The organism is bacterium, from assembly GCA_037147175.1.
GTDB lineage: Bacteria > Cyanobacteriota > Vampirovibrionia > Gastranaerophilales > UBA9971 > UBA9971.
This window is the reverse complement of the sequence record JBAWVS010000019.1, coordinates 1-26996: the sequence shown is the minus strand read 5'-3', so window position 1 is coordinate 26996 and position 26996 is coordinate 1. Positions and strand designations below refer to the sequence as shown.

At 33.4% G+C, this 26996-nt stretch carries 26 protein-coding genes and 1 pseudogene; 8 read left to right on the top strand and 19 right to left on the bottom strand.

What is annotated here, in order from left to right; all coding sequences use genetic code 11:
* Window position 1: 1 nt before the first annotated feature.
* From dusB to WCG23_06175, 4 genes are all read right to left on the bottom strand, one after another.
* On the bottom strand, window positions 2-1027 hold the full coding sequence (dusB, locus tag WCG23_06190) for a tRNA dihydrouridine synthase DusB (GenBank protein MEI8389458.1): 1026 nt from the start codon (window positions 1025-1027) through the stop codon (window positions 2-4).
* A complete protein-coding gene (locus WCG23_06185) occupies window positions 999-3212 on the bottom strand; it encodes a tetratricopeptide repeat protein (protein MEI8389457.1) in 2214 nt (737 codons plus the stop codon). The genes dusB and WCG23_06185 overlap by 29 nt, the downstream gene beginning before the upstream one ends.
* Before the next feature lie 159 nt (window positions 3213-3371).
* The gene (locus tag WCG23_06180) at window positions 3372-3731 is read right to left on the bottom strand and encodes a hypothetical protein (protein ID MEI8389456.1); all 360 of its coding nucleotides are present in this window, start codon (window positions 3729-3731) and stop codon (window positions 3372-3374) included.
* Between the two features lie 208 nt (window positions 3732-3939).
* The gene (locus WCG23_06175) at window positions 3940-4230 is read right to left on the bottom strand and encodes a hypothetical protein (GenBank protein ID MEI8389455.1); all 291 of its coding nucleotides are present in this window, start codon (window positions 4228-4230) and stop codon (window positions 3940-3942) included.
* A gap of 391 nt (window positions 4231-4621) precedes the next feature.
* On the opposite strand from WCG23_06175, the pseudogene WCG23_06170 reads away from it, so the two are divergent.
* From WCG23_06170 to WCG23_06155, 4 genes and pseudogenes are all read left to right on the top strand, one after another.
* Window positions 4622-5386, top strand: a pseudogene (locus WCG23_06170) (thiazole synthase).
* Window positions 5387-5428: 42 nt separating this feature from the next.
* Window positions 5429-7483, top strand: a complete 2055-nt coding sequence (gene glyS, locus WCG23_06165) for a glycine--tRNA ligase subunit beta (protein MEI8389454.1) — start codon at window positions 5429-5431, stop codon at window positions 7481-7483.
* 11 nt (window positions 7484-7494) lie between these two features.
* A complete protein-coding gene (locus WCG23_06160) occupies window positions 7495-7713 on the top strand; it encodes a hypothetical protein (protein MEI8389453.1) in 219 nt (72 codons plus the stop codon).
* A gap of 7 nt (window positions 7714-7720) precedes the next feature.
* Complete coding sequence (locus WCG23_06155; GenBank protein ID MEI8389452.1) at window positions 7721-8503, top strand: glycosyltransferase family 2 protein; 783 nt, start codon at window positions 7721-7723, stop codon at window positions 8501-8503.
* A 9-nt stretch (window positions 8504-8512) separates the two neighbouring features.
* On the opposite strand, the gene hydE is transcribed toward WCG23_06155, so the two are convergent.
* The 5 genes from hydE to WCG23_06130 all read right to left on the bottom strand — a co-directional run bounded on the left by hydE (window position 8513) and on the right by WCG23_06130 (window position 12525).
* Window positions 8513-9547: a [FeFe] hydrogenase H-cluster radical SAM maturase HydE gene (hydE, locus tag WCG23_06150; GenBank protein MEI8389451.1), complete on the bottom strand. Its 1035-nt coding sequence runs from the start codon at window positions 9545-9547 to the stop codon at window positions 8513-8515.
* Between the two features lie 14 nt (window positions 9548-9561).
* Entirely contained in the window at window positions 9562-9834 is a 273-nt protein-coding gene (locus WCG23_06145) for a 4Fe-4S binding protein (protein ID MEI8389450.1), read from the bottom strand.
* Between the two features lie 100 nt (window positions 9835-9934).
* Complete coding sequence (locus WCG23_06140; GenBank protein ID MEI8389449.1) at window positions 9935-10498, bottom strand: 2-oxoacid:acceptor oxidoreductase family protein; 564 nt, start codon at window positions 10496-10498, stop codon at window positions 9935-9937.
* Window positions 10498-11265 (bottom strand): thiamine pyrophosphate-dependent enzyme, encoded by a 768-nt coding sequence (locus tag WCG23_06135; GenBank protein ID MEI8389448.1) that lies wholly within the window; start codon window positions 11263-11265, stop codon window positions 10498-10500. Before WCG23_06135 ends, WCG23_06140 begins: the two co-directional genes overlap by 1 nt.
* Before the next feature lie 159 nt (window positions 11266-11424).
* Window positions 11425-12525 carry a transketolase C-terminal domain-containing protein gene (locus tag WCG23_06130; protein MEI8389447.1) on the bottom strand — a complete coding sequence of 367 codons (1101 nt, stop codon included), beginning with the start codon at window positions 12523-12525 and terminating at the stop codon, window positions 11425-11427.
* A 301-nt stretch (window positions 12526-12826) separates the two neighbouring features.
* Between WCG23_06130 and WCG23_06125 the strand changes: the two genes are divergently transcribed.
* Window positions 12827-13609: a hypothetical protein gene (locus WCG23_06125; protein MEI8389446.1), complete on the top strand. Its 783-nt coding sequence runs from the start codon at window positions 12827-12829 to the stop codon at window positions 13607-13609.
* Window positions 13610-13623: 14 nt separating this feature from the next.
* Here the strand turns inward: WCG23_06125 and WCG23_06120 are convergent, their stop codons facing one another.
* The 7 genes from WCG23_06120 to WCG23_06090 all read right to left on the bottom strand — a co-directional run bounded on the left by WCG23_06120 (window position 13624) and on the right by WCG23_06090 (window position 20572).
* Entirely contained in the window at window positions 13624-14148 is a 525-nt protein-coding gene (locus WCG23_06120; protein ID MEI8389445.1) for a hypothetical protein, read from the bottom strand.
* 48 nt (window positions 14149-14196) lie between these two features.
* Window positions 14197-15069, bottom strand: coding sequence for a VWA domain-containing protein (locus tag WCG23_06115; protein MEI8389444.1), 873 nt, complete (start codon window positions 15067-15069; stop codon window positions 14197-14199).
* Window positions 15070-15152: 83 nt separating this feature from the next.
* Entirely contained in the window at window positions 15153-15956 is an 804-nt protein-coding gene (locus WCG23_06110) for an arginine deiminase-related protein (protein ID MEI8389443.1), read from the bottom strand.
* A 26-nt stretch (window positions 15957-15982) separates the two neighbouring features.
* On the bottom strand, window positions 15983-16453 hold the full coding sequence (locus WCG23_06105; protein MEI8389442.1) for a hypothetical protein: 471 nt from the start codon (window positions 16451-16453) through the stop codon (window positions 15983-15985).
* A 157-nt stretch (window positions 16454-16610) separates the two neighbouring features.
* On the bottom strand, window positions 16611-17705 hold the full coding sequence (locus tag WCG23_06100; GenBank protein ID MEI8389441.1) for an ABC transporter permease: 1095 nt from the start codon (window positions 17703-17705) through the stop codon (window positions 16611-16613).
* Between the two features lie 4 nt (window positions 17706-17709).
* Window positions 17710-18678 carry an ABC transporter permease gene (locus tag WCG23_06095; protein MEI8389440.1) on the bottom strand — a complete coding sequence of 323 codons (969 nt, stop codon included), beginning with the start codon at window positions 18676-18678 and terminating at the stop codon, window positions 17710-17712.
* 22 nt (window positions 18679-18700) lie between these two features.
* A complete protein-coding gene (locus WCG23_06090; protein ID MEI8389439.1) occupies window positions 18701-20572 on the bottom strand; it encodes an ABC transporter substrate-binding protein in 1872 nt (623 codons plus the stop codon).
* Between the two features lie 170 nt (window positions 20573-20742).
* On the opposite strand from WCG23_06090, the gene WCG23_06085 reads away from it, so the two are divergent.
* Window positions 20743-22359 (top strand): 5'-nucleotidase C-terminal domain-containing protein, encoded by a 1617-nt coding sequence (locus tag WCG23_06085; protein MEI8389438.1) that lies wholly within the window; start codon window positions 20743-20745, stop codon window positions 22357-22359.
* Here the strand turns inward: WCG23_06085 and ispF are convergent.
* Entirely contained in the window at window positions 22349-22846 is a 498-nt protein-coding gene (gene ispF / locus WCG23_06080; protein MEI8389437.1) for a 2-C-methyl-D-erythritol 2,4-cyclodiphosphate synthase, read from the bottom strand. The two genes, WCG23_06085 and ispF, sit on opposite strands and share 11 nt — an antisense overlap.
* Before the next feature lie 14 nt (window positions 22847-22860).
* The gene (locus WCG23_06075) at window positions 22861-23673 is read right to left on the bottom strand and encodes an HAD family hydrolase (protein ID MEI8389436.1); all 813 of its coding nucleotides are present in this window, start codon (window positions 23671-23673) and stop codon (window positions 22861-22863) included.
* A 121-nt stretch (window positions 23674-23794) separates the two neighbouring features.
* Here WCG23_06075 and argF point away from each other — a divergent pair, with 121 nt between their 5' ends.
* Window positions 23795-24721 carry an ornithine carbamoyltransferase gene (argF, locus tag WCG23_06070; GenBank protein ID MEI8389435.1) on the top strand — a complete coding sequence of 309 codons (927 nt, stop codon included), beginning with the start codon at window positions 23795-23797 and terminating at the stop codon, window positions 24719-24721.
* Between the two features lie 48 nt (window positions 24722-24769).
* Here argF and WCG23_06065 read toward each other — a convergent pair whose 3' ends face one another.
* Complete coding sequence (locus WCG23_06065) at window positions 24770-25135, bottom strand: hypothetical protein (GenBank protein MEI8389434.1); 366 nt, start codon at window positions 25133-25135, stop codon at window positions 24770-24772.
* 317 nt (window positions 25136-25452) lie between these two features.
* Between WCG23_06065 and glgA the strand changes: the two genes are divergently transcribed.
* Window positions 25453-26940, top strand: coding sequence for a glycogen synthase GlgA (gene glgA, locus WCG23_06060; GenBank protein ID MEI8389433.1), 1488 nt, complete (start codon window positions 25453-25455; stop codon window positions 26938-26940).
* Window positions 26941-26996: the final 56 nt, after the last annotated feature.

Genomic DNA, 26996 nt, shown 5'->3' with positions numbered 1-26996 from the left:
TTTAATTTTGTAATATTCGGGTAAAAATTTCTTCAACTTCAGAAAGTTTGCTACATCGGACTAAATCAGCCCTGTAGGTTGCAGCATCTCTGATCCCGGTAACATAATGAGCAAAAAACTTTCGCATAAATTTAATCCCGTTAAGTTCATTTTTCATATGTTCAATCTCTTTATTGCAGTGAAGCAAAGCAATTTCAAGTTTTTCTTTTTGAGAGGGCTCAGGCTGTAATTCTCCCGTTGAAATATACTTTTCTATCCTTCCGATTAATCCCGGATCGCCCATAATTGCCCGACCGATAGCGATACCGTCACAACCCGAATGTTCGAGGCATTCTCTGGCTTTTTGAGGCGAATCTATATCTCCGTTTCCTATTACAGGAATTTTTACCGCCCGTTTAACTTTACCTATTTCTTCCCAATTAGCTTTACCGTTATACATCTGTGATTTTGTGCGGCCATGGACGATAATCCCGTCTGCTCCGCAATCCTCAACCATTTTAGCAAATTCTATATAGTTTTTAGAATTGCAATCCCAGCCTAATCTGCATTTTACTGTAACAGGAATACTCACGGACTTTTTAACTGCTTTAATAATTGAAGAAGCAAGAGGTAGGTCTGTCATAAGCTTTGCCCCATCGCCGTTTTTAACTATTTTAGGAGCAGGACAGCCCATATTTATATCAATAATTTGTGCAAAAGGCTCAAGCTTTTTTGCGCCTTCCGCCATTAATTCAGGTTTATGCCCTGACACCTGAAAAGACAAAGGATATTCAGTTTTGTCGTATAAAAGAATTTTCTGTTCTTTATTGAATTTAAGTGCTTCAGAGCTAAGCATTTCGCTCATTAAAAGGCAATCTTTGGAAAACATTCTTATCATTTGCCTTAGTACAGTATCTGTAATCCCTGCCATAGGCGCAGCAACAACTTTACTTTTAAGTTTAAGGCTACCAATTTTTAAAGAGTCTGTATTTATAAGTTTTTCTGTTTGCATATTTTTGTTAAATCTGTTTAATTCTGTCTCTGGCATATTTTACGTACTGGTCTGATTTATTAATGGATTTAATTATAAAAAAGCTGTACCATTTCTTAGCTTCAGGATAATTCCTGAGTGTATCATAATCAACAGCAATTGCGTAATAAGCATAAGAGAGATCAGGGCTGAATTTTATTGTTAATTTATAATCTGCAATAGCTAATTGATATTTTTTGAGGGCATCATAGACCATTCCTCTGTAATAATAAACATTTCCGTTGTTTGGGTCTTTCATTGAAAGAGTGTTAAATATCAATAAAGCTTCACTGTATTTGCCTTTATTGTATTCATTTATGCCTGTTTGCAGGGAACTATCCTTAATTGATTGATTAGAATCTTTTAATGCCTGCTTAATATCTTTATTTTCAGGATCTAAAACAAGCGCTTTCCTGTAAGCTTTGGAAGCTTCTTCGTTTTTTCCCTGCGCAGAATAAACAGTTCCTAAATAGTATAAAGCTGTTGAATTTTTACTGTCTATTTGCGTAGCTTTGATATATGCACCTGCGGCGTCATTTAGTTTTTTAGAAGCCTGATAAGCTGCTCCTAGATTTATATAAAGGTCAGCATCAGGTTCGCTTATCTGAATTATACTTAAATATTCTTTTATTGCTTCGTCATATTTTCCTTGATTATGCTTGTTAAGGGCATTTTGGTACCTTGATGTTACCGTTTGAGAATTGAGAGAAGAGAGCATTTCTTTTAATTTCTGGTTTTTTGGTGCGGATTTTAGCCCGTTTTGTAGTGAAGAAATAGCGTTATTAGTTTGATTTTTTTCTTTATACATAACGGCCATGTTTAAATAAGCATCAGCAAATTTTGGATCAAGTGCAATAGTTTTTTTGTAATATTCAAAAGCTTCATCTAATCTTTTCAAAGAATGCAAATGAAACCCGTATTTATATTGAGCAATCGCATCTGTAGGATTATTATCCGCAAAAGTTTTGAATATGGCTGATACATCCTGATTATCAGGAAACATTTTTACAGTATCAAAGAGTGCCTCTTTTGCGTTAGTATTTGAAGCATCTTTATTTAAGACAAACTGAAATTCCTTAATGGCATCATCAAGCTGCCCCATATCTCTTAAGGCAGTTCCTTTGTAATAATGAGCCCATAAATTATCGGGATTGACTTGAAGAATTGTATTATAAGCGTTGATGGCAGTAGTATAATCTTTTTTTGCCTGACACAAAGTTCCAATATTTAACCTTGTTGTTATATCGTTTGGATTTATTTCTTCAGCAAACTGGTATTCTTTTAAAGCTCCGTCAAAATCCCCTTTTTTTTGAAGCACAACTCCTAAATTCATGTGTGCTGAAGCGTCTTGGGGGTTGTCTTGAAGCTTTTTTACCCATAAATTTTCTAAATCTTGTAAAACTTCAGCTTGATCTTCTTTTTTTGTTGTTTTTAGGGCAATATTAAATTCTTTTACAGCGTTTTCGCTGTCGCCCGAATTATTTAAAGATTGTGCAAGTTTTAAATGAAGATCAGCATTATTCGTATTATATTCAATAGCTTTCCGGTAGTATTTTATGGCAGTTTTTTCATTTTGAAGAACAGATGATATATCAGCTATAGCTGTGTAAATAGGAAAATCAGTTTGATTTCCTTCTAACGATTCATAAAATTCGACTAAAGCCTCTTTGAATTTTCCCTGTCCTCTTAATTCTCTTGCTATTCTCAGCCTTGATGATTTTGTCGAGGCTACTTGGGCATCCTTGTAAATGTTATCAAGGTCAGCTTTGACCACAGCAAGGTTTTTAGCAGCCATATCAGAAGTCGGAACAAAATTGTCGTATTTTAAGAGATAAATAGCGTTTCTGTAGTCGCTGGCTGATTTGTCAAAGTCTTTTAATTGATTATAAAAATATGTTCCCCTATTTATATAAGTAACAGCAAGATTAATTCTTGTAGTTGTTCTGTCAGGAGCGAGGCTTAAAGCTTTTTCGAAAGAATCAATGGCTTTTGTGTATTGCTTGGAGTTAAGAAATTCCATGCCATTCTTATAATAAACATCACTTTCATCTGTATATTGCTGAAATGAGTTTATATCAGGGGTTGTTTGGAAATCCACATCAGGTATTTGAGCATAAGCAGTGCTATTTATAGATATAAATGCAAACAAAGTTGCTGTTAAGAATAATAAGTTTTTAATTTTTATATTTACATATCTACTCATAAATATCGAAAACCTCCTGAATTTAATAAATATATTAACATAAAGGTCTAAATATTAATGAATTTTGATATATAAAAAACAATAACAAGCTCGAAATATTCGCTCTCGTTATTGTTTTTTTTAAAAAATTATAGAAAATTAGTTGAAATAAATTATGATTTATTTTTTTGCTTTCATAGATGGGATTTTTGTATCTAATGCTGTTTTAACGTAAGACGCATATCCGCTTGCAAGCATTTTTTCTTCATCAGCAGTTGGACGGGAATTTAATGTCAATGAATCTATTGTGCTTGAGTTTGTTGGAATAGTTGCGCTATTAAAAATACTGTTAACTCCTGAATTACTGCTAGACCCTAATAAATTATTATAGTCTGCAGTTCCGAAAATATTAGCTGTATTCTGGGAGCTTAAAGCATTTTGATTTGACAAAAGTGACATCAGCAACTGAAGAATACCCGTGTTAAAATTTGTGTTAGCCTGTGTTGTACTGCCAAAAGAATCTATTGCGCCAATACTCATAAATCTCCTCCTCTATTATATATTTAGATAAAACCAAAATTAAACTAAATAAAAACCCCGCTAATATATATAAACCTTTTAAAAATATTAAATTTCAGCTTTTTAAATAATCTTAAACTTTATTTACAATTAGACTTGCATGAGACAAAAACAAAAAGCCTTCTAATCAAATTTAGAGGGCTTTTTGTTTGAATTATTTAAATTTTATTTATGCTAATGTTTTAAATGATCTTGTAATGCTGTCATCCATTGTTTTCTTTACTGAATCATACTCTGTATTAACCATTTTTTGTTGTGTTTGAAGTTGCAGCATTTTAGATTCAAGTTGTTTATCTACTGCTTGTAATTGTGCAGATTGACTTGAGTTTGTATCCTGTGATTGTGCAGCCTGCAAAGCTAGTACACTTCTTTGTTGTGAAATTGATTGCATTTGGAATTCTAAATCACTTTGACGAGCGGTAATCATTGTTAAACGTGCTTGACTTGCAGCAATACCCATAGTAGTACTCCTTTTATGTTATCTATTAATGCTAAAATCTTGTTTTATTAGTGTTTGTGTATGCTTTATATCTCTTATATATATAAAGAGTAGATACTCGCAAAAATTGCTAAATTTGACATAATTGACTTAATATTTTGTTACAATATGGCTAAAAGCTTTTAATACTTAAAAAATCTCTTTCGTTAAATTTATTTTATTTATTGGTTATATATCTTCAAATATATATTATGAAATTCGAATTGTTTTTTTGAAAAGATATAATAAAAAAATCTTTGAATTGAGAGTTTTTACGTTGTATCTTATTAGTAATAAAGCTGGTATAAAAAATTTTTTATACCTCAAAAGTAAGAATCAAATTAAAACTAAAAAGGTGAATTTAATTATGTCTATAACAATTGCAGGAAAAACGTTTAATTCCCGCCTGATGTTAGGAACAGGCAAGTTTAATGACTTTGAAGTAATGAAACAGGCTCATATTGCCAGTGGTGCAGAAATTATTACCGTTGCAATAAGAAGGGTTGATTCATGCGCACCGGGGCATGTAGGGATAATGAACTATATTGATACAAACAAATACTGGATACTCCCAAATACTGCAGGCTGTCAAACTGTAGATGAAGCTTTAAGAGTGGCAAGACTTTCAAAAGCAATGGGTATAAATAACTGGATAAAACTAGAAGTTATTCCTGATGCTAAATATCTTTTACCCGACCCTATTGCAACACTTGAAGCAGCGAAAAGACTTATTGAAGAAGATTTTGTTGTCCTCCCGTACATAAATGCCGATCCACTACTTGCAAAACATTTGGAAGATATTGGATGTGCAACAGTTATGCCGCTTGCTTCTCCTATAGGCACCGGTCAGGGGATAAAAACAGCAGAAAATATCAAAATAATCATTGAACAATCAAATATTCCTGTTGTCGTTGATGCAGGACTTGGAGTTCCGTCTGAAGCAGCGCAGGTTATGGAAATGGGTGCTGACTGTGTACTTGTAAATACTGCTATAGCACTTGCAGAAAATCCGGTTAAAATGGCGGAAGCGTTTAAGCTTGGTGTAGAAGCTGGAAGAATGGCTTATAACGCAGGTAGAATTCCAATAAAGGCATATGCGAGCGCATCTTCTCCTCTTGTAGGCATTGTTGGAAAATAATTTTTTAAAGTTTTGCAATGAATATATTGAAAGGTCAAAATAGTGACAAAGAAATACTTATTAGAAATTGGAACCGAAGAATTACCCTATAAATTTATTTCTTCAGCTTTAAATCAACTAAAAGAATCACTGACAAAAGTTCTTGAAGAAAATAAAATTGAATTCAAAGATATAATAACTTATGGAACACCAAGAAGATTATGTGTAATAGTCAACAGTATATCTGAGTCACAGCCTGATCTTACAACAGAAATTAAAGGTCCGCCTGCAAACATTGCTTTTGATGCAAGTGGAAATTTGACAAATGCAGCTCTTGGTTTTGCCAAAAAGCAGGGTATTAATCCGGATATACTTTCAAAAAAAGAAATTGCAGGCGTGGAATATTTATATGCTTCCATAAAACAGGATGGTAAGCCTACTGAAGAAGTTCTGAAAAATATTATTCCGGAAATTATCTTAAGTATTCAAGGCGGACGTTTTATGAGATGGGCTGACTTTGAAATAAAGTTCTCACGCCCAATCAGATGGATTGTTTCTATTCTTGATGATAAAGAAGTAAAAATTAAAATCGGCAATGCTGAGTCTTCTCAATATTCAAGAGGTCATAGATTTTCTGAAAATAAACAGGTAAAAATAGATAATCCTGATACTTATCTTGAAAATCTTTATAAAGCACAAGTTATAGCTGATCCTCAAAGAAGAAAACAGGAAATAGTTAATTTAATTAATAAAGCTGCTACCTCAAAAGGCGGCGTGCCGGAGATTCCCGCTGAACTCCTTGATGAAGTAACAAATCTTGTTGAGTGGCCAACGCCTGTAATTGGAAGTTTTGACGAGAAATATCTCGAGATTACAAATGATGTAATTGTATGCGTGCTTGCGCATCATCAAAGATATTTTCCTATTTATAATAAAGAAGGAAAATTGCTAAATTATTTCATAACCATAGCAAATCATGATGAGTCAAACCTTGATAATATCAGAAAAGGCAACGAAAAAGTGGTAAAACCAAGGCTGGATGATGCAATTTTCTTCTACAAAGAAGATACTAAAAAGACTTTAGTCCAAAGAGTGGACGATTTAAAAGGTGTGACTTTCCAAAAAGGACTCGGAAATCTTTTTGATAAAACACAGAGAATAAAGCAAATTTCAGGATTTATAGGATGTGATTTAAAACTTGAAGATGAAACGACTTTAAAAGCAATAAGAACAGCAGAATTGTGCAAAGCAGACTTAGTAACCACAATGGTTAGAGAATTTACAGAGCTGCAAGGGATTATTGGCGGTGATTATGCTAAATTAAACGGAGAAGACGAGCTTATCGCAAAAGGGATAAGAGAACATTATATGCCCATCTCTTCTGAAGGAGAACTTGCTAATACTATTACAGGGCAAGTAGTAGGCATAGCTGACAAAATTGATACAATCTGCGGAGTCTTTGCACTGGGGAAAGCACCAACAGGCTCGGCTGATCCACTTGGCTTAAGAAGAGCAGCACTTGGTATAATTAATACAATAATTGATAAAAAACTGGATATTAATTTATCATTGCTGGTAGAAAAAACTCTTTATGTCCAGCCTTTGGATATAGAAAATAAAGATAAATTTATTAATGATATAAAAGAATTTATTGTTCAAAGGCTAAAAAATCAGTTAACGGAAAAATATAAACATGATGTAGTAGAAGCTGCACTTTCTGCAAAGGATTCTCTGGAAAACCTCTCTGACTTGATCACAAGAGTTGAGACAGTAAACGAATTGTTAAAAAAAGATTCTTATAAAGCATTTCACGAATCAGCAAACAGAATAATCAGAATTATCAAAAATCAGAAGTTTGACCCAAAAGTAAAATCAGATTTATTTGTAATAGATGCAGAAAAAGAATTATGGGAATATGTTTCTAAAATTGATAACAGTAATGATTATAATCAACTGGTTAAAAATCTTGAAGACTGTATTCCAAAAATAGAAAACTTTTTTGATAAAGTGCTGGTAATGGACAATGACGAGCAAATTAAACAAAACAGGCTAAATCTTCTCGGGATTTTGAGAGATAAATTTTTAAATATTGCAGATTTTAGCAAAATAATTTTTTAATTTAATAAAATATGCGAGTTAAATTAATGAAAATTCTAAAAAAAACCTCTCAAAGAAATTATGGTCAATCTCTACAGGAATTTTTACTGGTTTCAGCACTAGTTGCGATTGTAATGGGAGTAGCATTGTTGAAATTGAATCCAAGTCTATTTGTAGGTTACTTTAAGGGTAGCGTTTCGGGAACTATTGACAGTAACGGGCAGTTATTAATGCAGCAAATGGGAGATTAATTATTTAATGAAATTCTCAATAATCACTGTTTGTAAAAACTCTGAAAAATCTATTGAAAACGCCATTCTTAGCGTTATTAACCAAACTTATAAAAATTTTGAATATATAATAATTGACGGTGTTTCTACTGATAATACTTTAAATATTGTCAATAAATACAGCGATAAAATTTCTACTATTATCAGTGAGCCTGATAATGGACTTTATGATGCAATGAACTCTGGAATTAAGCATGCGACAGGAGATTATTTGTTTTTTTTAAATTCTGACGATCAATTTTTGCATGAAAATATTCTGAAACTGGTTGCCGAAAATGCAGAAGATTCTCAAGCAGAAGTGATTTATGGAGATATAGCAGTACTAAATAAACAAACAGGAACTATTTGCATACAAAAACATAATAAGTTTAATAAAATTTACCTGATGAAAAACACGCCCTGTCAGCCGGGATGTTTTTATAAAAAGTCGGCTTTCTCTAAATACGGCAACTTTGACACAAATTATAAAATCGTAAGTGATCATGAATGGTTTTTGAGAGTTTTTCTGGAACATAAAATCGAGTCAAAATACCTCGGCTTTCCAATAAATATTTTTAATATCGGAGGTCTTTCTACAAATATTAATCAGCAAGAAAAGCTAACACTTGAACGTAATAACATGCTGGATAAATATTTTACTAAATTCCAAAGACTATCTTATGAATTTATTTCAAAAAAATGCAGAAGTTTAAGTGTAATGCCTGTTATAAGTAATTTATTGGATATATTTTTTCGCTTTAAAATTCGATAAATATATTTGTTAGTCTATTTTATTTCTAAATCCGCACTCTTTTGATACAGTTCTTCCTATGCCGTGAATTTTTCCTGTAATGCAACCTCTGCAATGAATAGGCGAATCGTTTATGCAAATTTTCCACGGATAAAGCTTGTATAAAGCTCTGTATTCCCCTTCGGTAACATTTGGCATAACAACGTTTGCACCGCTTTGAAGAGCAATAAGTCTTCCTTGAGGATTAAGTGTTTCCATTGCAGTAGTGGCCGGAATATTTATATCTGGGAGCAAAAGCCTTGTAATCGCCATAACTTTTAAAGCAAGTTCAAAATCGCCGCCTTTTTCGGAACTAAGAGGAGTGTCCTCATTAGGAATAAAAGGGCCAACTCCTATCATATCAGCGCCAAGTTCTTTAAAAAACAAAATATCATCAGCCAGTGATTCGATAGTTTGGTCGGGCAGACCTATTAAACACCCTGTTCCTGTTTCATATCCAAGTTTTTTTATGGTTTTAAGGCAATTAATTCTGTTTTCATGGCTCATTCCCGGGTGAAGTTTGTTATATAGCTCTTTATCAGTTGTTTCTATTCTTAAAAGAAATCTGTCTGCACCTGCATTTTTGAATAATTGATATTCTTCTTCTGTTTTTTCACCAATGCTAAGTGTTATAGCTACATCAAATTTTTTAATTTCAGAAATTATATAAATCATTTCCTCAAGAGAGTAGATATTGCCCTCTCCTGATTGCAATACAAAAGTTTTATAGCCGTAAGATGCAGCTTTTTGGGCAAAATCTATTATAATTTCCGGCTCAAGCTTGTATCTTTTGATATTTTTATTATCTCTTCTAAGCCCGCAGTAAAAGCAATTTTTAGAACAAATATTGGAAAATTCTATTAATCCCCTAAGATGAACTTCATTGCCGACATATTTTTCTCTAACTCTATCTGCAGCTTCGAAAAGCTCTTGGTTTATATCCTCATTTGCAAGAATACACACAATCTCATTTTTAGTGAGATTGTGTGTATTTTCTGCTTTGTAAATTATTTCTTTAAAGTTCATTTAATTTTTCTAATTTATTTATTTTTTTCTACTCTGATTGCGCTGTCAGGACAAATCATTTCGCAAGTTCCGCAAGCAATACATAAAGTCGGATCAGGCTGCACAGCAGGAGTCATGTAAATTCCAACTTCATTTGACCACTGTAAGCATTTTTCACCTTTTATGTTGATCGGGCATTTTACTATACATAATCCGCAACCTTTACATAAATCAGTGTATAAGTACCAAGTAGCTCTGCCTTTTCCGCAACCTTCTACTTTTATACCTTTATAAGCAGTTTCCACCATTTTAATTTTATCTCCTTGTTTATATAGGTTTCTGTTCTTTGATCAAATATTGCTTTTCACAATATTAATCATAAATAATTATAAAATTATTTTAAGTTTATTAAACAGCCGCTTTGGCTTGAATTAACGCCATTCCCATTTCAAGAGCTTTATGATTAAGTTCTCTTAATTCGGGTTTAGCAGTGAATTTTTTACCAAGTGCCTGTTCCATAGCTTGTTTTACGTATTGAAGATCAATAACATTTGTTGCTTTAATAACTGCACCAAGAATTATTATGTTGAAAACTCTTGAAGTAAGCTCATCATGAGCTAATTTGTTAGCACGAATATCAATGATTTCTTTTGCTTTCATTACAGGTTTTGTATTACAAATTGAACTGTCATATATAACAGTTGTATTCTCGTCTACATAAGTTGAGCAGCGTTCAATAGCCCTGTCAGATAACATAATTACAATGTCACCTTTTGAGAATCTTGGTTCGCCTATTTCTTCGTCAGCAATCTGGCAAAATGCAATACTTACTCCGCCTCTTTGCTCTACACCAAAGTTAGGAATATATAAAACATTTTTATCAGCAGCATATCCCGCTTCTACAAGTATTTTTGCAACACTCTGCACACCGTGTCCGCCTTCTCCAGCTAGTACTATTTTTGTTCTTGACATTACTTAACTCCTTCCAGTCCTTGAGGAACAACCAATTCACCTACTTTAAAGTAATCTTCCATTGTTTTAAGTCTTTCAAATGTTTGAACATTATTAGTTCTCCAGTTTAACGGACAGATTGAAAGAACTTCAACAAACGAGAAGCCTCTGCCTTCAGATACGTTGGTAAGAGCTTTTTTGAAGGTAGTTTTTAATGATCTTAGATTGCTGCAAGTTGCTCTTGCAACATAAGCTTTGTCTGTATCAACGATAGCAGCTACCATTTCAGCACCTTTTGCAGGTTTGCCGGTTGTTTCAGGGTCTCTTCCATAAGGAGTTGTTTCTGTAACTTGTCCCGGCAATGTGGTTGGAGCCATTTGCCCGCCTGTCATACCATAATTTGTGTTGTTCACAAGTATGGCAAACATTTTTTCGTTTCTAACAGCAGCGTTTACCAAATGCTGAGCACCGATAGCAAGACCACCGCCGTCTCCCATATAAGCAATTCCTACAATTTCAGGTCTTGCTCTTACTACACCGTAAATAACTGGTGTTGTTCTTCCGTGGTGTGTCTGAACTGTATCTACATCAAGAAAATTCCACGCTAATAAGCTGCATCCTATATCACAGCCAAAAACGGTTTTATCTTTTAATTCCATTTCATCTATGGCAAATGCTAAAGTCTTTAATATCATACCGTGACCGCAACCGGGGCAAAATTTGCTTGCTCCGACTTCTTCATTTTGCGCTTTCGGCAGTCTTGGAGGTAATGTTAATAATTCTGGCATATTTTATTTATTCTCCTATAATATTGTTTATTTATTGTCTTTTTTGTCATTCTGAAATTAATTCAGCACCTTTCCATTTGCGTATAAAGTAAAAACATTTTGAAAAGATTGCCAGTTCTGTGTTTAACACTTACTTGCAATGACAATTAATTGTTATATCTAGCAAACTAAGGTTTCTGACATAGATTCAACCTTGTTTACGAGATCATCCCCTGTTACACCGACGCCCATTTTATATAATGTGTCATAAGGTGTTGTGCAGCCGTAAATTTCTTTAAGAACCATTCTTGCAAGCTGACCGTTAGCTGATTCGGTAAAGAGAATTTTCTTCGCTCTGTCACAAGCTTTTCTTAATGCAGGTACAGCCAGAGGTCTAACTGTAATTGGTCTGAATAAACCTGCTTTAATTCCTCTTGCTCTTAAAATATCAATAGCTGTCATAGCACTTCTTGCTACGATTCCGTGTGCTATGATAAGAATATCGGCGTCTTCAGCTTTATATTCTTTAAATTCTGCAATTTCAGGAGCTATTTTGTTGAATTCTGCTTCGTAAGAATCAAGAACTTCCATAAGTTCTTCTTCAAGGTTGAAAGTATTTCTGATGTGTACAGATTTTCTGTCAACACCGATTTTGCCGTCGCCTCTTAATGTAGGAACAGCAGGAAGCATTTCGATTCCTCTGGAAGCCGGATCATAAGCCACTACAGGTTCTCTCATTTTGCCCTGATATCCGTCAGCTAAAATGAAAGTAGGAAATCTGTGTTTCCATGCTGTGTTGAAAGCTTTGATTGTATAGTCGTATAAATCCTGGTGACCCGCGGTTGAATAAACAATTCTGTGTCCTTCACCGTTGCCGCCAAAACATGTTAAAGTTGTTTCTTGTTGTGCATAAATAACTGTAGCTGTGCTAGGTCCACCTCTTTGCATAACTGCGCATACAAAAGGAATTCTCATCATTTCAGCCATTGACATAGCGTCTTGCATAATAACGTTTCCCGGACCTGCTGTTGCTGTAAAAGCTTTTTTACCGACTAAAATACCGCCTAACGTAGAAAAACCGGCTGAGATCTCATCTTCTGTCTGCAAAAAGCCGGCTTCTGTTTTAGGGAGTAATTTACACCAAGTGTGCATAATTTCGTTTTGAGGTGTAATCGGATAACCGTACATAAACTCTGCACCGGCTGCCACTGCCGCATAAGCAATGACTTCATTGCCCGTCATAAATAATTTTGTGTCTTCTGTAATAAGTTTTTTTACCATACTTATGTACCTTTCAGGTTAAAATTTGCTAAGGACTATGAAAGAGTTTAGTCTTGCGAACTTAGAATTCTGTATTTCAGACTTTAATTTCTATTTCGTAAACTAATATCTTCATTAATAAAATACTACAAACACAAATTTCTGTCTTTCAAGTTTACAAAAATTTTATAAATAAAGACCGATGCGCAGGCGAAGAATTTATCAGCAATATTATGTTAATTTTTTTAAATAAATTCCAGTTAACTAGCAATAATAAGAATTTATTTATGTTTATAACTATAGAAAGCGGTTAAAAGTAGTAATGTCAATAACGACTAATTTTGTAAATAAAGAAATATACAATAACTATGAAACAGCTAAAACCTGTTCCAATAATAATTGTGCAGCAAAAAATACTTCTTTTGAAAAAAAAGAAGAAAAAAAAGATAAACTCAATTTACCTGTACTAAGTACCTCGGCACTGGCTACTTTTGCTTCATTATTGTTTATCAGAAAATATCAGGGGAAATCCCTGAAAAACAATTTAGAGATGATAAGCAAGTCAAATGATATTAAAACAAATTTAATTGCGCTGAAAAATAAGATTTCAAGCTTTTTGGATATAGAAACAAAGCTGAAAGAATTTTTAATTTTAGGAGGCAGCTCAATACTGGGTGGAATTACAGGCGGTATTATTTCTGATAAAAACCAAAATACCAAAAATAAAATAAAAGAAGGAATCTATCAGTTTGGTAATATTGTAATTCCGGCAAGTATTGTAACAGGATTGGATAAATTAGTTGAAAAAGCCAAAATCAAAAATGCTTTCAGCTCTAAAGCTGCAAAAATCTTGGCAGTTATTGTCGGCATAGGAGGCGGGATGCCGCTATCTTCTATGATATGTAATAAAATTAACAATTATTATGATGGTAATAAAAACCATTATAAAAGATCAATGAAATTAAAAGACGGTCTTATGCACATTGATGACGTTTCATGGGCTTTAATATTGGCAGACCCGCGTCTTGCAGGGAAATTATGTATAAATAGAATTTTGCCGCTTTTATTTTTAACTTCAGGATATGAAGCCGGCACTAAAAAATAATCTTGATAGCAGATTTATTTGATTCTATCAGCTTTTTTAGCGGTACAAGGCTTAGCTTCCAGAATTTTTACTTCATCTACATCAACCCATGGATCTCCAAGTGCCGCAGAAAATACTGTGCCTTTAATCTCTATTTTATTTCCGCTTTCAAGATCGATAAGTTTCTCTGCTTTGTCTCTTTTTAAAATAAATTTAAGTTCGGAAAGTGGAATTGAGTAGCCTTTATTTTCTACATCAGGTCTTTTGATAATAAAAGAAATATAATCTTTTGAACTTCTGTTTACAGGTGCATAGTCAAGCCCTATTACAGAAAATTTATCAAACAGAGCTACTATTTTGATTTTTTTATTAAGATAGCATTGAGGATTAGCAACAAGATCGAGAGGATCTACAGTTTCCGCAGAAACAGAGGTTGTTGTTTCGGCTGCTTTTACTGCATTGATAGGATTTTTTGCGATTGTATCAGCGCAAATACCTGTATGTGAAACTGTTATTGCTGCTGCAAAAGCTAAAGCCAATATTTTTAATTTTTTTCCCATAAATTTATTCCTCATCTTTTAATTATTTTTTTATTTTAGCATTTAATTTTATTTTGAAAAAATTTTGCCCTCAACTTCTTTTTTAATATTCAAACTGTTTTTAAGGCTTTTTGTGAATTCAGCTGAATTATCAGCAGTATAAAATTTTCCGTGAGTAGCGAGCGCTGTGCATTTTAACTGGCTTATTGCAGAAGGTTCCGATCTGATATCAAAGCCTATAACATCTATTGTTACATCTGTTCTTCTTTTCATAAGATTAACAGCAAAATCACAGGGACTTCCGCCGCAAGTATCCATCCCGTCACTAACAAGAATAATCCTTTTACTGCCGCTTATCCCTATAAAATCGGTGCTTATAGATTTATCAAGAGAATAACATATTGGTGTCCAACCAACAGCATCTATGTTTTTTAATTTTGCTGATATTGCGTTTTGTGTTTTATAACCTATCGGAACCATAAGCTCTGTTGCTTTACAGCCGTCAATACCGAACAAACCGCCATCTTTTTGACCATAAACCCTGAAACCTAGATTAATATTTTTTGGAAGCTGTCCTAATACATCATTAATTACATCACGAGCTATGTCGATTTTTCTTTTGCCTCTAACTTCATCATCCATACTGTAAGAACAGTCCAAAATTATTAAAACATTTTCTCTGTTGTTAATTTCCTGCGGGTCATAATCATTTGGAGTGTTGTAAATATTAAAAGTTGGTTCGGAAGAAAATGAACTTAAATTTTTTATATTGTGATAATCATCTGATTCAGATTTGTTGCTAAAGCTGCTTATTTCTGATGGTATTAATGCCTGACAGAATTGAAAAGTTTTATTTGCACCTGATTTGTTTAATATAGGTGTTAAATATAAAAATAAAAAAACAAGGAAAAATATTGATAATAGATAAATATTTTTTTTCATTAATAATTCTCCGATTAAAATTAAAATTTATAATATAAATATAAATCTGAATATTAACCGGTAGATTGTAGATTAAAGATTAGTTAATTAAGCCTGAGAGTTAAGCATTTGGCTGAACCGCCTGCTTTAATAAATTCCGATAAATCGACTTCGTAGGAGTCAAATCCTTTTTCTTTCAGCTCGTTTTTCAATCTGTCAGTTGTATTGTTCATTATTACAGACCTGTCAATATTGACAGCATTGCAACAAAATCCCATTGCTTCATTTTCTGTAACTATAATGCGTTTTTCTTCAGGAAAATCTTTTTCGATAATTTTATTTGCGTATTCATCAAAGGCAGGCGGATAATACATTAAATATCCTTCTGAAAGCGGGCAAAAGCAGGTATCAAGGTGATAAAATCTTTTATCAGCCAATTCAAGAGAAATTATTTTTAAATTTGATAAATAAGCAATATAAGTATGAGAAGTTATATCAGTTCTTGTTATATAGCCTGAATACAGAGTTTCTCCCGAAAATAAAGCATCACCTGCACCTTCAAAATGCATGTTTTCAGGAATATATTCAATATCAAAACCTTGTTTCTGAAGCCAATCAGCATAAAACTTTTCTTCAGGCTGTCTTTCAGAAGGTCTAAATCTGCTTATTACTGCGGTATTCTTGTAAATCAATGCCGCATTTGCTGTAAAAATAATATCCGGCTGCCCCGGCTGAGCCTTCATTGTCAAAACTTCCGCGCCAAGATTTGTTATAATGCTTTTTAATTCATTCCACTTTTCAACAGAAATTTTATTGTCACATCCTGTACCCTTTTTCATCCATGGATTTATTTCATAATCAATATTATTATAATAATCAGGCGGACACATTAAAAATTTAACAGTCATATTTTTTAAATCCTTTTAAATACGAATTAATGTTCTATGAGGACTGCGCCTTGTTTAATCAATTTTTCTAAAAGATCATCCATATCTTTTTGGTTTGTAGTAATAATTTTAATTTTTGCATAAGAAAAATCTTTTTTTTCCACCCCTATTTTAGTTTCCAGAATTTCACATCTTGCTTTGCTGTTAAATATCATATCGAGTATTTTAGATAAAATTAAAGAATCTACTATATGCCCCTGAATCTCTATATTTCTGTAAACTATTTTGACAGGAGTAGCATTGTATTTTTTTAAGCTTTTAATTAACTCATCAAGGGTTTTTTTCTTTTCGGAACGTATTTTTATTCTTGCATAAGAAGGTTCTGTTCTTGTTTCACCTATTTTAAGTTCTTTAATTTTGCATGTTGAATCACTGTCTGCTATTTCATCAAGCACAGAAGTAAGCCTGAGAGAATCAAACAGGTCTCCTTTTAGTTCAACAGTGCATTTATAATCCATTAAGCTTAAATCTCCTTTTGATCTCTATTAAATATAAACAATTTCTGTTTTTATTCTAATAATTTCCATGTCACAACTTTGTATCTCTAATTTATATCCCTGAAATATAATATACCTGAAATTATTAGTTTTTTCAACAATACATTAACATTTATCTCTATTTTCGAACTCGACTTTTCGGATCTAGGATGTCTCTTACAGCGTCTCCTACAAGATTAAAAGCAAGTACCGTAATAAAGATTAAAACCCCTGGAGTCAGCAGCCATGGACGATATAGCACATTAATATATTCCTGTGCTTCTTTAAGCATATTTCCCCAGCTGGCATCAGGCTGCTGAATGCCAAGTCCTAAAAAACTCAAGCCGGATTCTGCAAGAATATATCCCGGTACGCTTAATGTTATTGCAACTATTACATAACTAGCTGTCTGAGGCAGGATATGCTTTATAATTATTCGCATAGGACTTGCGCCTATTGCTTTTGCCGCTTCAACAAATTCCTGATTTTTAATTGATAAAACCATTCCTCGAACTACTCTGCTTAATCCCGCCCAGCCTATAAATGCAAGTATTGCGATAATAAGTGTAAATCTTTGAATACTCGTCATATTAGCAGGTAAAATAGCCGCAAGACTTATCAACAGATAAAAGCTTGGAATGCTCATAATAGCTTCCGCAACACGCATCATGTAATTGTCTACAGCTCCTCCGAAATACCCTGCTATTCCGCCATATAAAAGCCCTATAGGAAAAGAAATCAATAAAGCAAGAAAGCCGATAGTTAAAGAAATTTGTCCACCGTAAAATAATCTGGAAAAAATATCTCTTCCGTTTATATCAGTGCCCAGCAGAAAGAGTCTTCCCTGAGAATTTACTGTTACAAGGTGGGTTTTACAGGGAATAAGATTAAGTAATTTGTATTTATCCCCCTGTGAAAAGAATCTCAGATAATATTTTTGGCTTCTGTCAAGCTGAAAGTCCATTTGAAAATTTTCAGGATTAAAGGTTCTTTTATAATTGTATGTATAAGGCAGCGAAAGTTTGCCATTTTGGTCTATGACGAATATTTTTGATGGTGGAGCATAAGAAAGCCTTCTGTCGCTGAACATTTTTCCGTAAGTTGCAAAAAATCCCGCGAATGTTATAGAAAGATAAAGAAAGAAGAGGATAAGCAGAGAAATAAACACAAACTTGTCTTTAGTGAGTTTTTTATAAAATTTATTATTTGACAATTTATTAAAAAATTTTTTCATATATTTAATCCAAACTAACGCGGGGGTCAATAAATTTCAAAAGTATATCCGCTATAAGATTACCTGCAATGAGCATTAAAGTTCCAATTATAAGAGAAGCCATAACCAGATTGATGTCTGACTTCATAACAGCTTCCAGCATTAATCTGCCAAGACCGGGATATTGAAGAACAAATTCTGTAAGCGCTGCTCCACTTAAAAGAGAAGCAAACTCAAAGCCTAATAGAGTAACCATAGGGTTTATTGCATTTCTTACCGCATGTTTGTAGATAACTATGTTTTCGGGAAGCCCCTTTGCTCTAGCCATTTTTACGTAGTCTGATTCGAGAACATCTAGAAGATTTCCTCTCATTTGCCTTTGTAAACCTGCAAGGCTTGCGGTTGTTAAGACAATTACAGGCAAAACAAGGTGATGCGCTATATCCAAAAATTTATGGACAGGATTAAAATTTTCAAATCCTACGCTGGTAAGTCCTCCAACGGGAAACCAACCTGTTTTAACCGCAAAAATCAGCAGCAGTAAAGCAAAGAAAAATGTAGGAACTGCCATCCCCATTGAAGAAATTACTGTTAATAATCTGTCAAAACTCGACTTCCAATGTAGTGCAGCATAAATTCCCAGAGGAATCGCAATTAACCACGTAATAATTATGACTGAAATTGTTAAAAGCAGTGTGTTCGGTATTCTTTCCATTAATCTGTCTGCTACTTTTTCCCCCGAAGTAGAAACACCCAGATCTCCTTTAACAAAATTTCCTACCCAGTTGAAATATTGTTTATAAACAGGTAAATCAAGACCCAGCCTTTGTTTTTCTGCCTGTAAAACCTGTGGGGAAATAGCAGGATTTAGCTTTAGTTCTGCAAGTGGATCAACGGGGCTTAACTTAATGATTATAAAGCTCATTATTGACACAATAATCAACAATGGTATTGCTTGTAATATTCTTTTCAGTATATAAACAGGTAAGGACATTTATTTTCTTTCTGTCGATTTTTTATTTATCACTATTATTTTTCACATAAATTTCTTCTAAATTGTGTGTAACTCCACCAAGAGAAGTCGGATTCATATTGCCAAATTTGTTTCTGACGGCATAAACCCTTAAAGGCGAATAAATATAAATAAAAGGGTTGTTAATCCATACAATTTCTTGATATTTATCGTAAATTTGTTTTCGTTTCTTAAAATCAACTGTTTTAGCACCGTCTTCGAAGATTGTATCAATTTCTTTTTCCCATGGCAAAGTATCTTTGGGGTGTATTAAGTCTTTTCCTTTTCTCTGATTAAACATGTGGAGCGTACCTGTACTGCTCCATACATTTCTTCCGCCATGCGGCTCCAGAGGACTTCCTGTAAGCCCCATTACAACCGCATCCCAATCTAGTGAATCAACAAGTTTTCCAACCAGTACATTAAACTCTATAGGCTTGAAATTAACTTGAATCCCGAGTTCTTCAAGATCCTGTTTGAGCATAACGCCTACGGATTCTCTTTCAGTGTTTCCTGCGTTTGTAGACAAATTAAATTCAACTTTGTGTCCTGTTTTATCGTAAAGTTGCCCTGTACTGCTCCGGTAAAACCCTGATTCTTTAAGTAATTTCCTTGCTTTATCGGGATTTCTCGGTTCTCCGTTTTTAAGTTTTTGATTTAAAAAAATTGAAGACAGGCTTTCTGCTGTATAAAGGGGCGCACCGACTCCTCTTAAAATATTAATTACAATGCTTTCTCTGTCTATAGAAAGACTGACAGCTTTTCTAAAGTTTTTATCGCCGAACCACTTCTGTTTAATCGGGTCCACGTAATATTGTCCGTCTGCATTTTTTCTGGTGTTGAGATTAAACGACAAAAACATAGTTCCTGTGTCAGGCCCAAGGTTATAGACTTTATAATCAGATTTTTTCTCCATTTCTTTGAATCTTGCCACGTCAGCACCGTTAAGAGTAATCATATCAAGCTGCTTTGCTTCAAATTTGAGAACCTGATTATTTAAATCTCCTACAATATAAATAATATATTTATCAAGATAAGGAAGCTTTTGACCTTTTTTATCCACCATATAATAATCGGGATTACGTACAAATTCTACTCTTTGGGCTGGAATATATCTGGAAAGCTTAAACATTCCGCTGGTTACAAATTTATCTGGCGGTGTTATTACCCCCCAGAAAGAATTAAATTCTTTTTTGCCTTTTTTTACAATAGGCGCAAGTATGTGTTTTGGGGCAATGCTCTGGCTCAGCTGTCTTAAAAACGGGGCAAACGGCTGCGAAGTTGTAAACTGCACCTTATATTTGTCAATAGCTTTTACCTCCGGAGCTTTTCCGTTAATTAAGGCATTATCGAGCATGCTTGTATTACCAAATCCGTTTGCTATAATGTCTTTCCACGTAAATACAACATCATCCGAGGTAATTGGGAAACCATCAGACCATTTTAAACCTTTTCTTAATTCTATAGTATAAATACAGCCGGTTTTATCAATTTTAACCGATTTTGCAATAAGAGGAATAACCTGACCTGTGTATGCATCAGTTGATACGAGCCCGTCAAACATCATTTCGCCCATTAAAGAAGACGTTGCATCAGTTGAATCCCACGGATTAAAAGTTTTTGGTCCTTCTCCTATACTTGAGGAATACAAAGTTCCGCCATATTTCCCGATTTCGCCTCTTGCCTGACGATATTCAACACCGTTAATTACAACAGTTTTGAAGGGTGCAAGTTGCTTATCAGCAATTTTAAGTGAACTTTCAGTTTTAATTTTATTTTTTATAATTTCGGGAATGTCAGCATTTATACAGGATTTCAGCCCAAAGCCCATAATCCCTATAATCAATAATATGTTTAATAATTTTTTGTATCTCATTATATATTTAAATCTCGAACTTTAATTTATAACTAATGCTTAATTTAAATTATCATATATTAAATAGATTTTTTTCAAGAAAAATTTATTAATTTTACTGGCAATTTTTTTTTTTAGATGTTTTGTATAGTTAGCAGCTGCATTATAATTTTGTTCAGGAAGATAAATTTATGTTAAATTCAATAGCTAATCAAAGCTATAATAATCAAAAAAGATTAAATATCTTCTATTTTAGTGATTACCACGGGAATATTCCTGCATTCAGACGTTTAAAAAATGCATCTGATGAATTTGATAATAATCATAAAGATACAGACAACTTTAAGCTGACAGGCGGAGATATTACAGCAGGAAATGATCTAAAAAAAAATATTCTTATTTTCAGACTTTTAAAAAAAATGAACATAGATGCGTCCGCTGTTGGAAATCATGAATGGGATAACGGTACAAATTTTTACGGTGAGTTGAACAAACTTTTCAAAATAGCGCCAAGACTGCTGTTTAATAACTATATTTCCTGTAATTCAGTTGCTGCCGACGATAAAATATACAAAGAAGAAGGACTTTTACAGTCTAAAATAATTACTAAAAATAATGAAAAATTCGGCATTGTTGGTGCTACAGCTAATGACTATAAATTTAATGACTGTAAAATAAATGATTTAGGACAAACCAAAAAAGATATTTCAAGAGAAATTGAAAGACTTAAGGAAAAAGATCCTTCGTTAAATAAATTTATTTTACTTTCTCATTTGGGAATAAAAGTAGATAGAGAAATAGCCAAAAGCGTTCCGGATATTGATATTATAGTAGGCGGGCACTCTCATACACTTCTCAAAGGAGTTGTTCCTGAACAAAATCTGTTTATGTCACCGAAAAATGAACCTGTTTTGATTGTTCAGGCAGGAAATGAAAGAAATTGCGGAGAAGTAAGCGTTGAATTTGATAAAGAAGGAAGGATAAACCTTTCCAAAGGACACGAGCCGGTGAATATAACCAAATCAATATATGATTATAACGAAAATCAGGATGTAAAAGACAATGAAGACCAAATTTTAGAACCGGCATTACCATTGGGAACATTGAGCAAAACCATCAGACCGGAAAATCCTTTAGTAGAGGAAAATCCGCTTGCTAATCTCGGTACAGATGCTATGAGAAAAACAACTAATGCTGATGTAGCACTTACAAATGCAGGAACTTATAGAGCATTTATTGAAGCAGGTCCGCTTACATCAAGGAATCTGGAATATTGCATTCCCTTTTCAAATACAGTAGTCAAAATTAAATGTACAGGAAAACAAATCGCAGACATAATAAAATTAGGAGTTGATTCTACAGGCAAAGAAAATGCAAATCAGGGACTATTCCAAATTTCAGGTTTAAAATACACTGTAAATGCTGATAAACAATTAGTAAACTTATATACTGTAGATAAAAATGGTAATAAACAATACGAACTTGTTGATTCTCAAGGCAATTTTACAGAGGAAGGAGCTAATAAAGAATTTACTGTTGCGTTAACGGATTATATGATTGTAAATCTTTCCCAAAAAGGCATTATGACAGATTATGTTAAAACTGAAAACGATAAAACAGTGGTTGATGATAAACATATAATTCAAAAATACGATACAGAAAGAGAAGTTTTGATAAATTATCTCAAAACTGATTTTGCTGAGAAAAATAAACCTGTAGATATAGAAACAGGCAGAATAACTTTTGAAAAAAGCAATAAGCCTGAGTCGACGGATTTTCTTTCGTTAATAACAAAGTTTATGCAGTAAAATCAAGCTGTTCTTTACATAATAAAACTACGGCATAAGAAGCAATTGCTTTTCCTTCGCCTATAGATCCAAGTCCTTCCATGGTAGTTGCTTTTATAGAGATTTTATCTTTTGTTATCTCTAAAATTTCAGACAAGATCTCTCTCATTAATGTTATATAATCAGCCATTTTGGGTTTTTCTGCCTGAATTACCGCATCTATATTGCTTATGCAATAATTTTCTGATTTTATAAGCTTTTTAACAGTTTTTAAGAGTTCAATACTGCTAATATCTTTGTATTTTTCGTCAGTTGGAGGGAAATGAGTCCCTATATCCCCGAGAGATACAGCTCCCAGCATTGCGTCCATAATTGCATGTATAAGTACATCAGCATCAGAATGTCCCAATAAACCGCACTTGTAGGGTATTTCTACTCCGCCTATGACTAATTTTCTGCCCTCAACAAGTCTGTGTATATCATAACCGTTGCCAATTCTATATTGCATGATTTATTACCCGTTTAATCCAGTACAAACTTTTCTATAGCGTGAGCTACACCATTATTATCAACTGATTCAGTTATATAATCAGCCATATCCTGAAGTCCCTTATCTCCATTTCCCATTGCTATGCCGATTTCTGCAATTTTTAGCATTTCTAAATCGTTTTCCTGATCGCCTATCGCCATAATTTGCGATTGGCTAATGTTCCACTTTTTAGCCAAAAATAAGACAGAATTTGCTTTTGAACAATTATTGTTTACGAATTCACAAAAATTTGGAGTCGATTTTGTGATATTTATTAAATTTTTGTATTTTTCTTTGAGTTCATTCCTTACTTTATTGATTAAATCAGTATCATAATGCATTCCGAGGATTTTTGTTGGCTCAAATTTGTCTATATTGTCAAAATTATCAACTTTATACAGGGTAATATTTCTTTTAGCAGCATATTCAACTAGAATTGCCGATTCTTTTTCAATATAAAGTTTGTCATTTAAATAAGCATTTATTTGAACGCCATATTCTCTTAAATCTTTAATTACCTGCAAAGAAACATCTGATGGGACAGTATGATGCATAAGTATTTTATCGGACTCGTAAAATTCTTGAATAAGACTGCCCTGATAAACAATAAGAGGTGTTTTTAGCCCGAGATGCTTTGCAATGGGAACTGTAGCACTATACATTCTGCCTGTAGCAATCAGTACATGTATACCTTTTTCGATAGATTTTTTCACGGCTGTTTTAACTTGACTTGATATATTAAAGTTTTTATCCATTATTGTGCCGTCTACATCAAGTGCTATTAATTTTATTTCTTTTTTAGACATAAAATTCTCTTCTTGCTAATTTATTTAATAATTCTACAACATTTATTAACAATACATAATAGCTATAAATTTTTCAGTTGGTATAATTATTGTGGATTTTAATTGCCTTAAGGAGTACTTTATGAACTTAAAAGGAAGAGATTTTTTGAGCCTGCTTGATTTTGACAGAGAAAGTTTGTCATATTTGCTTGATTTAGCAGCAAAACTCAAACAGGAAAATAAGCTAAAACAAACTCACCATATATTAAAAAATAAAACACTTGCGATGATTTTTGCAAAACCCAGCCTGAGAACAAGAGTAAGCTTTGAAGTAGGGATTCAGCAGCTTGGCGGAAGTGCAGTTGTGCTTAAACAAGATGAAATTAATCTGGGAGTGAGAGAAACAATAGCCGATACGGCTAGAGTTCTTTCGAGATATGTTGATGGAGTAATGATAAGAACTTTTGCACAGGAAGACGTTATAGAATTTGCAAAATATGCTGATGTCCCGGTTATTAATGCACTTACAGATCTTTCTCATCCCTGTCAGGTTATGGCTGATTTACTTACCATAAAAGAGCATTTCGGATATCTGGAAAATCTCAAACTGGCTTATGTAGGCGATGGAAATAATATGGCAAACAGTCTTATAGCGGGCTGCTCAATTATGGGGATGGATGTTTCTATAGGTTGCCCGAAAGATTATGAGCCTCAAGAAGAATATTTGGCAAAGTGTAGACAAATTGCGCAAAAATCCGGCTCGCAAATCCAAATAACTTCAGACCAGACAGAAGCAGTCAAAAATGCCAATATAGCCTATACAGACGTATGGGCAAGCATGGGACAGGAAGAAGAAACAGAATCAAGAAGAAAAATTTTCAGACCTTATCAGTTGAATAAAGAATTACTTTCGAGTGCTTCGGATGATGTAATTGTTCTTCACTGCTTACCTGCGCATAGAGGTGAAGAAATAACGGCAGATGTACTTGAAGAACATGCTTCAATTATTTTTGAACAGGCTGAAAACAGACTTCATGCTCAAAAAGCTATTATGGCTTCAATTATGTAAAAACCCCTGCATTAGCAGAGGTTTTTGTAATTATTATAATAGTTTTAATTATGCGGAGATATTTAAAGATTTGCCTGTTGTAGCATCTGATTTTAGCTTAGAAAGATCTTCAATACTTGTTACGCCATTTTCTTTTGCAAGACCTTGTTTTGGTTGAACATTAAGTTTTATTGAAACCAGAGCGTCAAGTATCTTTTCACCACTTTTATCTGACTTGCTTGAAGAATCTGAAGCAGTTGATTTCTTGGATGAATTATCGAAAATCGAAGTAGGTTTTGTTGGAGCGCCAAACTGCGCTTGCAACTTAGCTTTTGCCGCTTCAAGAGATATGCCGTTCTTTGTTGCGTAAGTCTGAGCATCTGTGTTTGGATTTCCTGTTCTCTGGAAGGATGAAATAGAATTTACTGATGTCATTAAAATCTCCTTTTAATTTTTAACATTTACTAAATACAATTTATTTATAATTTATATATATGTATATATAATTAAAAACATTTAATATTTATAAAGTGCGTAAAAAGTATATACTGTTACATTAAATTTACATAAAGATTATATCTTTAGAAATTTTAGACTTATATGTATAAAGTTATAAAATAGGGGATATTATATAATTTCAACTATAGATAAGTAAAAATTAGCAAATATAATAATTACAGGCAGTATAATATTTTGAAAATATTTAAATTAATCTGCACTTTACTAACAAAATTTGAATAGGCAGAAATATAATGCAGAAAAAATTAAAAATTTTAATATGTGCATCAGAAGCAGTTCCGTTTGTAAAAACAGGCGGACTTGCTGATGTAGTTGGAACTTTGCCGAAAGAACTCGCAAATCTGGGTCATGATGTAAGAGTAGTGATTCCTAGATATTACTCGATTGACAAACAAAAATACGGTTTAAAAGAAATTCCCGGTGCATTAGGAACACCTCTGGGCGCTCTGGGAGAAATCTGGTGCAGTGTCTTTGAATCAAAGCTTCCTGAAACAGATGTACCTGTGTACTTTATTGAACATGAAGGCTATTTTGGAAGAAAAGGCATATATAACGATGATAATGGACAGGGGTTCATGGATAATGACAACAGGTTTGCCTTTTTCTCAAAAGCCTGCCTTCAGCTTTGCAAAAAATTAGATTTTTATCCTGATGTAATTCAGGCTAATGACTGGCAAACAGCCGCAATACCAGTATTTTTAAATACAGATTATAAGAATGATAAACTTGGAAAGGCTTCAAGCATTCTTACAATACACAATATGCAGTATCAAGGCGAGTTTTATGAAGGTCTTATGGATGTTCTCGGCATTGGCTGGGAGCATTTTAATTTTTTGGAACTCGAATTTGACAATAAAGTAAACCTTATGAAAGGCGGAATTTATCATTCAACTTTATTGACAACCGTTAGCGAAGGATACGCACGTGAAATTCAAACTCCTGAATACGGATGGGGTTTAGAAGGAGTAGTCAAAGAGAGATCAGCTGATTTATACGGAATACTAAACGGTTGTGATTACGATGAATGGAATCCTGAAACTGACAAATTTATTAAAAAAAATTATTCAATTAACGATCTTTCAGGCAAGCAAGAATGTAAACGGGACTTGCAAAAAACTTTTAATCTTCCTGTAAGAGACGATGTTCCTGTTTTTGGGATTGTTTCAAGGATGGTAAGGCAAAAAGGCGTTGATATACTTGCTGAAACTATTTATAAACTTTTTGATTTCGAAGCACAGTTTGTATTGCTTGGCGATGGAGAAATCTGGTCACATTTTTATTTTGGAGATGCTGCTCATAAATTACCGGATAAAATGGGTTGTTATTTTGGATATAATAACAAACTTGCGCATAAAATTGAGGCCGGAGCTGATTTTTTCCTGATGCCTTCAAAATTTGAACCCTGCGGATTAAATCAAATATACAGTTTAAGGTATGGAACTCTCCCTTTAGTCAGAGCCACAGGCGGTCTTAATGATACAGTAGAAAATTTTGACGAAAAAACATTGGAAGGTACAGGGTTTAAATTTGATGATTTAAATTCTGAATCACTCTTTAACACAGTTGGATGGGCTGTGTATACTTATTATAATAATAAAAATGCAATGAAACGCCTGATTGAAAACGCAATGAAAAAGCGTTTCACGTGGGAAGAATCTGCAAAAAAATATGTGGAAGTCTACGAACTGGCAATTAATAAAAGACAAAAAGTATTTTTCTAAGAATTATAGTGCTCTGAAAAAGTAATTAAGAAATGAAATATTTTTTGCGAAAGCAC